We start from the raw sequence: 12,692 nt of genomic DNA on the forward strand, positions 1-12,692 counted from the left end.
GAAATCTCGCATGACAGTAAAAGTAGGTATTAATGGTTTTGGACGTATTGGACGTTTAGCATTCCGTCGTATTCAAGAAGTAGCAGGATTAGAAGTAGTAGCAATCAATGACTTAACAGATGCAAAAATGTTAGCTCATTTATTAAAATATGATACTACACAAGGACGTTTCAATGGTGACGTTGAAGTTCATGATGGTTTCTTCAAAGTTAACGGCAAAGAAGTTAAAGTTTTAGCTAACCGTAATCCTGAAGAATTACCATGGGGAGAATTAGGAGTAGACATCGTATTAGAATGTACTGGCTTCTTTACTTCTAAAGAAAAAGCTGAATTACACTTAAAAGGTGGAGCGAAACGTGTTGTTATCTCTGCACCAGGTGGAAATGACGTTCCAACAATCGTTTATAACACTAACCACGATATCTTAACAGGTAAAGAAACAGTTATCTCAGGTGCTTCATGTACTACTAACTGTTTAGCACCTATGGCAGATGCTTTAAACAAAAACTTTGGTATTGTTGAAGGATTAATGACAACTATCCATGGTTACACTGGAGACCAAATGACATTAGATGGTCCTCACCCAGGTGGAGATTTCCGTCGTGCACGTGCTGCTGCAGAAAACATCGTACCTAATACAACTGGTGCTGCTAAAGCAATCGGTTTAGTTATTCCTGAATTAAACGGAAAATTAGACGGAGCTGCTCAACGTGTTCCTGTTGCAACTGGTTCATTAACAGAATTAGTAACTGTTTTAGATAAAAAAGTTACTGTTGAAGAAGTTAATGCTGTAATGGAAGCTGCTGCAAACGAATCTTACGGATATACAACTGATCAAATCGTATCATCTGATATCGTAGGTATGACTTACGGATCATTATTTGATGCAACTCAAACTAAAGTAATGACTGTTGGTGAAAACCAATTAGTTAAAACTGTATCTTGGTATGATAACGAAATGTCATACACAGCTCAATTAGTTCGTACTTTAGAATATTTTGCAAACTTAGCTTAATTAAAGTTTAAAAATTTCATTTGAAGCGGGGAAGCTGACACGCTTCCTCGCTTTTTAATTAACCATTAACGGGAGGCTTTACTCATCATGGCGAAAAAAACTGTAGAAGATTTAGAGTTAAAAGATAAAAAAGTACTTGTACGTGTAGACTTTAACGTTCCTTTAAAAGACGGAGAAATTACAAACGACAATCGTATTGTTGCGGCATTACCAACAATTAAATACATCACAGCTCAAGGTGGAGCAGCTATTTTATTCTCTCACTTAGGTCGTGTGAAAACAGAAGAAGACAAAGCAGGAAAATCTTTAAAACCTGTTGCAGAACGTCTTTCTGAATTATTAGGTAGACCAGTTAACTTTGTAGCTGAAACTCGCGGCGAAGCAGTTGAATCAGCAGTAGCAAAATTAGCAGCTGGGGATATCTTAGTTATCGAAAACACTCGTTTTGAAGACATCGATGGCAAAAAAGAAAGCAAAAACGATCCAGAATTAGGTAAATACTGGGCATCATTAGGTGATGTATTCGTAAATGACGCTTTTGGTACTGCTCACCGTGCTCATGCTTCAAACGTGGGAATCGCATCTAACTTACCATCAGCAGCTGGATACTTAATGGAAAAAGAAATCAAATTTATCGGTGGCGCAGTTGATGAGCCAAAACGTCCTTTCGTAGCTATCTTAGGTGGTGCAAAAGTATCTGATAAAATTGGTGTTATTGAAAACTTAATCGACAAAGCTGATAAAATCCTTATCGGTGGTGGAATGACTTATACATTCAACAAAGCTTTAGGTCGTGAAATTGGTAAATCAATTGTTGAATTAGATAAAGTTGATTTAGCTAAATCTTTATTAGAAAAAGCTGGAGACAAAATTATCTTACCAGTAGACACTGTATGTGCTGCTGACTTTGATAACGATGCACCAACTGAAATTCATGAAGCTAACATTCCTGCTGATTTAGAAGGTTTAGACATTGGTCCTAAATCAATCGAGTTATTTACTAAAGAATTACAAGGTGCTAAAACAGTTGTATGGAATGGTCCTATGGGCGTATTCGAATTACCAACATTTGCTAAAGGAACAATTGGTGTTTGTGAAGCCATTGCTAATTTAGAAGACGCAACAACTATCATCGGTGGTGGAGATTCTGCAGCAGCAGCTATTCAATTAGGTTATGCTGAGAAATTCACTCACATTTCAACTGGTGGCGGAGCTTCATTAGAGTACTTAGAAGGTAAAAAATTACCAGGTGTAGAATCAATTTCAGACAAATAATCTAAAAGGGGTAAACAAATATGCGTAAACCTATTATTGCAGGTAACTGGAAAATGAATAAAACTGTTGCAGAAGCAAATGCTTTCGCTGAAGCAGTAAAATCAAGTGTTCCATCAAATGATAAAGTAGATTCAGTTATTGGATCACCAGCTTTATTCTTAACTGACTTAGTAAACATTGCTAAAGGAACTGACTTAAAAATTTCAGCTCAAAACTGTTACTTTGAAAACAGTGGAGCTTTCACAGGTGAAACATCACCTGCAGCTTTAGCTGACTTAGGTGTTGACTATGTCATCATTGGTCACTCTGAGCGTCGTGAATACTTCGGAGAAACTGACGAAGATATCAACAAAAAAGCAAAAGCAATCATTGCTAACAACATGACTCCAATTCTTTGTTGTGGTGAGTCTTTAGAAACTTATGAAGCAGGACAAACTGCTGAGTGGATTGAAGGACAAATCACTGGAGGATTAAAAGATTTAACAGATGAGCAAGTATCTAATTTAGTTATTGCTTACGAACCAATCTGGGCTATTGGAACTGGTAAATCAGCTGACGCTAACATTGCAGACGAAATCTGTGGCGTAGTTCGTAGTACTGTTGCAAAACTTTACAACGATACTGTAGCAAGCAAAGTTCGTATCCAATATGGTGGATCAGTTAAACCTGAAAACATTGCTGAATACATGAGCAAAGAAAACGTTGATGGTGCATTAGTTGGAGGAGCTTCATTAGAGGTTGATTCATTCTTAGCACTATTGGAGGCTGTAAAATAGTATGACAAAAGCACCTATAGCTATGATTATCCTTGATGGATATGGAAAACGCGATGAAGTAACAGGTAATGCTGTTCTTCAAGCAAATACACCTAACTTTGACCGTTACTGGAATGAGTTTCCTCATAACCAATTAAAAGCTTCAGGGCTTGATGTTGGTCTTCCAGAAGGACAAATGGGTAATTCAGAAGTAGGGCATACAAACATTGGAGCAGGACGTATTGTCTACCAAAGTTTAACTCGTATTGATAAAGCTATCACTGATGGTGAATTCCAAACCAATGAAGCTTTAAACAACGGGATTGCTCATGCTTTAGAAAATGACTCAGACTTACATTTATTTGGTTTATTATCAGATGGTGGAGTACATAGTCATCAAAATCACCTTTACGCTTTGTTAGAAATGGCAAAAGAAAAAGGGGTTAAACACACTTACGTTCACGCTTTCTTAGATGGTCGTGACGTATCTCCAACTTCAGGTAAAGGATACATGGAAGAATTAGTTAAATTCATGGATGAACTTGGATACGGAGAAGTAGCAACTGTTTCAGGTCGATTCTACGCAATGGACCGTGACAAACGCTGGGAGCGTGTTGAAAAAGCTTATAACGTATTAGTAAACGGTGAAGGAAACAAAGCGTCTAACCCAGTTGAAGCAATTGAAACTTCTTATGCTGATGGTAAAAATGATGAGTTTGTTCTTCCAACTGTTATTGAAAAAGACGGACAACCTGTAGGAAGCGTTAAGAGTAACGATGCCGTTATCTTCTTTAACTTCCGTCCAGACCGTGCGATTCAATTATCTAATGCTTTCACTGATGTTGAGTGGGAATTCTTTGCAAGAAAAAATCATCCTACAAATGTTAAATTTGTAACGATGACATTATACAACCCAAGCATTGTTGCTGAAGTTGCTTACCCACCAATTGAAATGAAAAATGTGATTGGTGAAGTCCTTTCTAATAAAGGTCTTAAACAATTACGTATTGCTGAAACTGAAAAATACCCACACGTTACTTTCTTTATGAATGGTGGACGTAATGAGGAATTTGAAGGTGAAAGCCGTATTTTAATCAACTCACCAAAAGTTGAAACTTATGATTTGAAACCTGAAATGAGTGCTTATGAAGTAACTGAAGCTTTAGTAGCAGACATTGAAGCAGACAAACATGATGCGATTCTTTTAAACTTTGCTAATCCAGATATGGTAGGCCATTCTGGTATCTTAGAAGCTGCGATTAAAGCAATCGAAGCAGTGGATGAGTGTTTAGGTAAAGTAGTTGACGCGATTCACGCTAAAGGTGGTCATGCAATCATTTTTGCCGATCATGGTAACTCTGAAACAATGACAACTCCAGAAGGCGAACCACATACAGCTCATACAACAGTACCAGTACCAGTTATTGTAACTAAAGCTGGAGTTGAACTTAGAGACGGTGGTCGCTTGGCAGATATCGCACCAACAATGTTAGATTTACTAGGCGTGGACAAACCTAGCGAAATGACTGGTGAGTCATTAATTAAATAGTCCGGTTTTTGATTGTAAAATACACAAAAACCTATTAAAATGAAACTATGGGAATAATCCCTTAGCTATAAAACAATAATCCTAAAGGAGAGAAAAAAACAATGTCAATTATTACTGATGTTTATGCTCGCGAAGTCCTAGACTCACGTGGAAACCCAACAATCGAGGTAGAAGTTTATACTGAAAGTGGTGCTTTTGGTCGTGGAATGGTTCCTTCAGGAGCTTCAACTGGTGAATACGAAGCAGTTGAATTACGTGATGGAGATAAATCTCGTTATTTAGGTAAAGGTGTTTTAAAAGCTGTTGATAATGTAAACAACATTATCGCTGAAGAAATCATTGGTTACGATGTTCGTGATCAAATGGCTATCGACAAAAAAATGATCGAATTAGACGGTACTCCAAATAAAGGTAAATTAGGAGCTAACGCTATCTTAGGTGTGTCTATTGCTGCTGCTCGTGCTGCTGCTGACTACTTAGAAGTTCCTTTATACCATTACTTAGGTGGATTCAACACTAAAGTATTACCAACTCCAATGATGAACATCATCAACGGTGGATCACATGCTGACAACAGCGTTGACTTCCAAGAGTTCATGATTATGCCTGTTGGTGCTTCAACATTTAAAGAAGCTATCCGTATGGGTACTGAAGTATTCCATAACTTAGCAGCTGTATTAAAATCAAAAGGTTTAAACACTGCTGTAGGTGACGAAGGTGGATTCGCTCCTGACTTAGGTTCAAACGAAGAAGCTTTAGAAGTAATTATCGAAGCTATCGAAAAAGCTGGATACGTTCCAGGTAAAGATATCCGTTTAGCAATGGACGTTGCATCATCAGAATTCTACAACAAAGAAACTGGTATGTACGACTTAACTTCAGAAGGACGTTCTTTAACTTCTGAGCAAATGGTTGCTTTATATGAAGAATTATGTGCTAAATACCCAATCATCTCTATTGAAGATGGATTAGACGAAAACGACTGGGATGGATTCAAACACTTAACAGAAGTTTTAGGTGAAAAAGTACAATTAGTTGGTGACGACTTATTCGTAACAAACACTGAAAAATTAGCTCGTGGTATCGAAGAAGGAATCTCAAACTCAATCTTAATTAAAGTTAACCAAATTGGTACTTTAACTGAAACTTTCGAAGCTATTGAAATGGCTAAACAAGCTGGTTACACTGCGGTTATCTCTCACCGTTCTGGTGAAACTGAAGATGCAACTATCGCTGATATCGCTGTTGCAACTAACGCTGGTCAAATCAAAACTGGTTCTGCTAGTCGTACTGACCGTATTGCTAAATACAACCAATTATTACGTATTGAAGACCAATTAGGTGAAGTTGCTGAATACAAAGGTTTAGCTTCATTCTACAACTTAAAAAACAAATAATTAAAGTTTAAATAAAGCTTATTCTAATAGGAATTAAAACTGTTCGGACGTAACACTCTCTAGGTGACTAGGGGGTGTTTTTTTGTTTAGGTTGAGGTAGACCAAATTACAAATTTTTTGAAAAATATGAAATTTTGAGAAAAAACTGATTTTGTTTAGCTGTACTAATAGTATTGCTACGTACAAACTCTCTATGCTAAAAATAACAGAGAGAGGTATTATTATGGATTATGAAAGATTATTGAAGGAGTTTTTACTGGAACTAAAACTACAGAACTATTCTAAGAGAACCATCGAAACATACCAGCTACACCATAAAAAGTTTTTAACGTTTTATAAGAAAGAATTTGGTTCACCGATTATAATATCAAATGTTTTAAAAATTCATTATAAGATGTTCATAGGTGAGTTACTCGATTTAGAATTGAAAACGACCTATATCAACGCTATATTAAAATCACACAAAACATTTTGGAGTTATCTACTTAGAGAGCAAGTGGTTGAAGAGAACCCATTAGAAACAATAAAATTATTAAAAGAAGACAGAAAAGTATTAACAACATTTAATGATGGTGAAGTTAGGAGGATGTTAGATTATTGGAGATTTGATAATTACATATCGGCAAGAAATAAATGTATCATTGCAGTTTTACTAGACACAGGTATGAGAGTATCTGAATTGATAAATATTAAAGACGATAACGTGACGGAAAAATATATTAAGGTATTAGGTAAAGGGAACAAGTGGAGGATAGTTGCTATCTCAAATGAGTTGAGTTATTTTCTGACTCGTTACAAAAGGATAAGAGACATTTATTTTTATAATATTAGAAATAGGTATGGAAAGAGGAGAATAGTAGATGAACACCTTTTTTTAGGCAAAACAGGTCAAAGATTGGAATCGGTGGCTACGATTCAACTGATGATTTCTAAAACAGGGAAGGAAGTTGGTGTAAGGGATATTGTTAGATGTAGTCCACATACATTTAGGCATTATTGGACTATTAAAAATTTGGAGAATGGTCAGGATTTGTTTACCATAAGTAAATTATTAGGACATTCAAAATTAGATACAACTAAAATTTATATCAATAGCATTACAAGTGAACAGTTAGTTGAAAAAGCTATTAAAACGAATCCTCTGAGTAGTATTCTATAAGATTAAATAATTATTTATCAACTATCAAAAAGGTATGTCTAATTGTATAATTGAAGTATAAGAAAAAATAAAGGAGTTTTGAAATGACTTTTGATGAACTTATCCAAATAGCAAGAAAAGAATCAAATGAGATACAAAGAGATAAAGGTACAACATTTGAAAAAATAGTAAAGATTTATTTAAAAAATGAACCAGTATATAAAAATTTGTACTCTGATGTGTGGCTGTTACATGAAGTACCAGAAGAGTACAATATACCTAAAAAAGATACAGGTGTTGATTTAGTAGCTAGGAATGTAGCTACAGGAGAATTAACGGCAATCCAAGCCAAGTTTTATGATAGTAAAATTTATAAAAGACATATTGATTCATTTTTAGCAGAACTTGGTAAAAATTATTATACTGATGGAATGATTGTTTATTCTTTGGATTCGCTAAGTGTAAATGCAGATGAAGCGATTAATGAATTATCTAAACCTGTTTCTCAAATAGGATTGAGTGATTTAAGAAATAGTAAGATTGATTGGCAAAGTGTTATACCTGATTCATCAGAAGAGGTAAAGGTAATTGAAGCAAAATCTACTAGACCATATCAACAACAAGCTATTAGTTTAGCAGTTGAATATTTCGAAAAAAATGACCGAGGACAATTGATAATGGCGCCTGGTACAGGAAAAACCTTTACAAGTCTAAGATTAGTAGAAACGATGGCAAAGAATAGCGGGAAAACAACTTTTAATGTTTTGTATTTAGTTCCTAGTATACAATTATTGAGTCAGACACTCATTGGTTGGAACAATGATGCAAAAATGAGTATGCATTCTTTCGCTGTTACCAGTGATAGAAATGCCTCAAAGAAAAAAAATAGTGATGAATTAATGGCCAAAGATATTGGTTTCCCAGCAACAACTGACTCAAAAAAATTAATTTCTAATTTTAATAAAATAAAAGAAAATGTGCGAGACTTAACTGTAGTATATTCAACTTATCAATCAATTGAAGTATTATACGAAGCCCAGCAAAAAGGATTTCCTGAATTTGATATTATTATCTGTGATGAAGCACATAGAACTACTGGTGCGAAAGCATTAGGAGAAGAAGCAAGTGTGTTTACGCGAGTACATAGTAATGATTATATAAAATCAAAGAAAAGATTATATCAAACAGCAACTCCAAAAATCTTTGGACTAGATGCTAAACAGAAAGCTGAAGATGCAAGTGTTGTGTTATCTTCAATGGATAATAAAGATTTGTATGGTGAAGAAATTTTCCGTTTAGGATTTGGACAAGCTGTGACCAACGAAATATTAACGGATTATAAAGTAATGGTTCTAGCAGTGGATGAAAGAATTATTCAAAAAGATATGCAAAAATCAATAGCTGATGACAATGGATTACAGATTGGAGATATTTCTAAAATTATTGGAGTTTGGAATGGATTAATGAAGCGAAGTAGCATAGAAAGTGATGCTGTTTTTGAAGGAAAGCCAATGCAAAGAGCAATTTCATTTATTAATACAATCGAAAACTCAAAAAAAATTTCTAATCAGTTTAATGAAATAGTGAATGAATATCTAGAGGAAAATGAGTCAATTAATCAATCAGTAAATGTTCGTCACGTAGATGGAATGATGAACACTTTGGAAAAGAAAGAAGCACTGGATTGGTTATCAGAAGATTTTTCGGATAATGAGACTCGTGTTCTTTCTAATGTTAAATTCTTAACAGAAGGAATTGATGTGCCCAATCTAGATGCAGTAATATTCATGGCACCAAAAAAATCACAAGTAGATATTGTCCAAGCTGTAGGACGTATCATGCGAAAATTTAGAGATAAAGAATATGGATACATTATTTTACCCATTGTTATACCAGAAGGAACTACCCCAGAAGAAATATTAGATAACAACAAAAAATATGAAGCAGTGTGGCAAATATTGAATGCTTTACGTTCAGTAGATGAGCGTTTTTCTGCTATGATTAATAAACTAGAACTAAATAAAAAGAAACCGGAAAATATGGATATTATTGGTATTGGTGGTGCCCCATCTATTGAAGATATGGATAACATTCCAAAAAATAATGATAATCAACCAAAATCGTATCAACCAACAATAGATGGTTGGGACTGGGAAGAAATCGAAAAGGCTATTTATGCTAAAATTGTAAAAAAAGTTGGAGATAGAAGGTATCTTGAAGATTGGTCAGAAGATGTAGCTAAAATTGCACAACGTCACATTGAACAAATTTCTATTATGATTAATGACCAAAACTCCCAAACTGGAATTGAATTTGGAAAATTTCTAATGAGTTTACAACATAATATCAATGAAAGTATTGATGAAAATCAAGCAATTGAAATGTTAGCTCAACATTTAATTACCGCTCCTATTTTTGAAGCCCTTTTTGGAGAATATAGTTTTATTAATAATAATCCGGTTTCAGAAGCAATGGATAGAATTGTTGAAGAATTATCTGTTTTTGGAGGATTTAATAAGGAACAGGATGAATTAAAAGAGTTTTATGATTCTGTTAAGCTACGAGCAGAAGGAATAGATAACGCAGAAGCAAAACAAAGAATTATTACAACATTATATGAAAAATTCTTTAAGAAAGGATTCAATGAAACAACAAAGAAGATGGGCATAGTGTTTACACCAGTTGAAATTGTTGATTTTATTATTAAATCTGTTGATGTTTTATTAAATAAACATTTCGGAAAAACAATTTCGGATGAAGGAGTGCATATACTAGACCCGTTTACTGGAACGGGTACTTTTTTAGTGAGAGTGTTACATTATCTGAAAAATAAACTAGAAACGGGTGAAATAAGCCTAGCAGATATTACTAGGAAATATACTCAGGAACTTCATGCAAATGAGATGATACTTTTAAGTTATTATATTGCAGCTATTAATATAGAAGCTACTTTTGCAGAAATTAATAATAAAAATTATCAACCATTTGATGGAATTGTTTTAACAGATACTTTTGAGACGACAGAGCAAGAGGATACACTAGATGACACTTTTTTTGGAACTAATGACGAAAGACTGAAGCGTCAAAAAGAAGTACCGATTACAGTTATAATTGGGAATCCACCGTATTCATCAAAACAAGATAATGAAGACGAAAATTTTTCAAGAATTAATTATCCTATCTTAGATAGTTCACTTAGAGAATTATGGATAGAAACTTCTACAGCTACTAATAAAAATGGTCTTTTTGATTCTTATATACGTGCTTTAAGATGGTCAGCTAATCAATTGAAAGACAATGGAATAATCGGTTTTATAACTAACAGCTCATTTATTGATGGAAATGCTATGGATGGTATGAGAAAAGAGTTGCAGAATGAATTTTCTAGCATTTACGTAATTGATTTAAAAGGACAAATTAGAAGACGAAGTAAAGAACAAGCTAAAATTGAAGGTGGAAATGTTTTTGACATAATGACAGGAGTGGCTATAACATTCTTGGTTAAAGATGAAAAGAATACAGGTGAAAATAAAATAAAGTATATAAATATAGGCGATAAATTAACAAAATTGGAGAAAATTTCTAAACTAGTTGATTGGGATAGTATATCTAATGTTTTTGAATTATTTGAGGATATTAAACCTAATGTAAAAGGGGATTGGATTAATCAAAGGGATTCTAATTTCGATGAATTAATAGAAATAGGTAATAAGAAATCAAATGAAACACTACTTTTAGATTATACAGGTGGAATAAAAACAGGTCGAGATGCATGGTCTTGGGATTTTAGTAAAGAGAACGTTAGAAATAAAATTATAAAAAGTATTGATTACTATAATAATAATTTAGGAAATACTGATATTTATGATACTCAGACCAGTAATATTTCATGGACGAGTTCTCTAAAAAAACAATTTGAAAAAAAACAAAAAATAACTTTTGAGAGGGACAGAATTTTTATTGGAATGTACCGACCTTTTACAAAAAAATACGTTTACTTTTCAAAAGAATTAGTCGATAGACAATACCAAATGCCTAAGGTATTTCCGAATAATAGTGCAAAAAATTCGATGATTTCTATATCAAATAAAACAGAAGGAAAGGAATTTACTTCTTTATTTATTGATGTACTTCCTGATGTTAATTTATTTGCAGGTGGTTCTCAAAATTTACCAATATTTTTATATGATAATATAGGAGAATATTCTTCTATCAGAACTAGCATACTTGAAACAATGACCGAACTATCTGAATCAGAGTTATTTTATTATATGTATGGGGTTTTCCATTCGAAAGATTATAAAGAGAAATATCACGATGATTTATCCAAAGCTTTTCCTAAACTTCCTAATATTCGTGATAAATCGAAGTTTATAGAAATAGGAAAGAAACTAGCTGATTTACATTTAAACTATGAAAGTATACCACAGTTTGAAGGAGTAGATGTTATATTCAAAACCGATACTCCTTGTTTTAAGGTGAAAAGAATGAAGCATCCAAAACGAGGTCAATTGGATACTATTATCTATAATGAAGATATAGTTATAGAGAATATTCCTGAGAGAGCGTATGAATATGTTATTAATGGAAAATCAGCGATTGAATGGATTATTGACCAATATCGAATTAAGAAAAGAGATTCTGGTATTGATGATGACCCCAATAATTTTTCTGAAGACCCTAAATATATTTTAAATCTATTGTTATCGATAATAAACCTTTCGTTACAAACACTAGATTTAGTAGAAATGCTCCCTTCGCTGTAATTAAAATATTTAAATTTGAATTTATTAATTTTTCTTGCTATAAGTAAATTATGGATACTTTTTAAATTAGTATCCCTCTGAAATGTTGATTTAACAATGTTTAGAAAATTAAAAATAGCAAGATGGATACTTTTATCAAAAAATGTGGTAGAAGTATCCATCGAGGAGGAAGGAAGATGACCAAAAAAATAATAAATGTAAAACCGATTAAAAATAAACAAGTGCTAAATGAGTTCGCAGAAGAAATTTCTAAGACCAAGCACGGTCAGAGAAACCTATTAATTTTGAAAATAGGGATTTTAACTGGACTTAGAATCAGTGATATTCTGAACCTTAAAGTTTCTGATGTTAAAAACAAAGTTACGACGGATATAATTGAAATTAAAACAGGTAAGAAGCGACAACTCGTTTTAAAACAATTGACTAGTGACATCATCTTGTATCTAGAGAACTATCATGATGGTGTGAGCGAATGGCTATTTTATGCACCTAAAGACAATTCTAGACAGTTGTCGAAGCATCAATATTATAAGATACTTGTTAAAGTGGCAGACCAGTTAGAGTTAGATTATGTTGGTACTCATACTTTGAGAAAGACATTTGCTTATCATTATTATCAAAAGACACGTAATTTAACAACGCTTATGAAAATACTAAATCATTCGAGCCAAAGTGTAACTTTGAGATATATTGATATTGAACAGGAAGAAATCAACGCCACGCTTGATAATTTCAATCCTTTGATGTGAGCAACTAATAAAAGAGAATGGGAAGATCTTCCCATTCTCTTATTTAAT

At 33.4% G+C, this 12,692-nt stretch carries 8 protein-coding genes; all 8 read left to right on the plus strand.

Features of this window, described 5'->3' with window-relative positions:
- Positions 1-10: 10 nt before the first annotated feature.
- Positions 11-1,015 (plus strand): type I glyceraldehyde-3-phosphate dehydrogenase, encoded by a 1,005-nt coding sequence (gene gap, locus ACODH8_RS01365; protein ID WP_332525866.1) that lies wholly within the window; start codon positions 11-13, stop codon positions 1,013-1,015.
- Positions 1,016-1,102: 87 nt separating this feature from the next.
- Complete coding sequence (locus ACODH8_RS01370) at positions 1,103-2,290, plus strand: phosphoglycerate kinase (protein ID WP_332525867.1); 1,188 nt, start codon at positions 1,103-1,105, stop codon at positions 2,288-2,290.
- A 20-nt stretch (positions 2,291-2,310) separates the two neighbouring features.
- Positions 2,311-3,066, plus strand: a complete 756-nt coding sequence (gene tpiA, locus ACODH8_RS01375; RefSeq protein ID WP_332525868.1) for a triose-phosphate isomerase — start codon at positions 2,311-2,313, stop codon at positions 3,064-3,066.
- Between the two features lies 1 nt (position 3,067).
- Positions 3,068-4,594: a 2,3-bisphosphoglycerate-independent phosphoglycerate mutase gene (gpmI, locus tag ACODH8_RS01380; RefSeq protein ID WP_332525869.1), complete on the plus strand. Its 1,527-nt coding sequence runs from the start codon at positions 3,068-3,070 to the stop codon at positions 4,592-4,594.
- Positions 4,595-4,695: 101 nt separating this feature from the next.
- Positions 4,696-5,991: a phosphopyruvate hydratase gene (gene eno / locus ACODH8_RS01385; RefSeq protein WP_420517462.1), complete on the plus strand. Its 1,296-nt coding sequence runs from the start codon at positions 4,696-4,698 to the stop codon at positions 5,989-5,991.
- Positions 5,992-6,214: 223 nt separating this feature from the next.
- On the plus strand, positions 6,215-7,150 hold the full coding sequence (locus tag ACODH8_RS01390; protein ID WP_406718787.1) for a tyrosine-type recombinase/integrase: 936 nt from the start codon (positions 6,215-6,217) through the stop codon (positions 7,148-7,150).
- 83 nt (positions 7,151-7,233) lie between these two features.
- Complete coding sequence (locus tag ACODH8_RS01395; RefSeq protein WP_420517463.1) at positions 7,234-11,895, plus strand: DEAD/DEAH box helicase; 4,662 nt, start codon at positions 7,234-7,236, stop codon at positions 11,893-11,895.
- Positions 11,896-12,071: 176 nt separating this feature from the next.
- Positions 12,072-12,644: a tyrosine-type recombinase/integrase gene (locus ACODH8_RS01400; protein WP_420517464.1), complete on the plus strand. Its 573-nt coding sequence runs from the start codon at positions 12,072-12,074 to the stop codon at positions 12,642-12,644.
- The last annotated feature ends 48 nt before the right edge of the window (positions 12,645-12,692 follow it).

Origin of the sequence: Vagococcus fluvialis (assembly GCF_048815235.1) — a bacterium.
Classification (GTDB): Bacteria; Bacillota; Bacilli; order Lactobacillales; family Vagococcaceae; genus Vagococcus.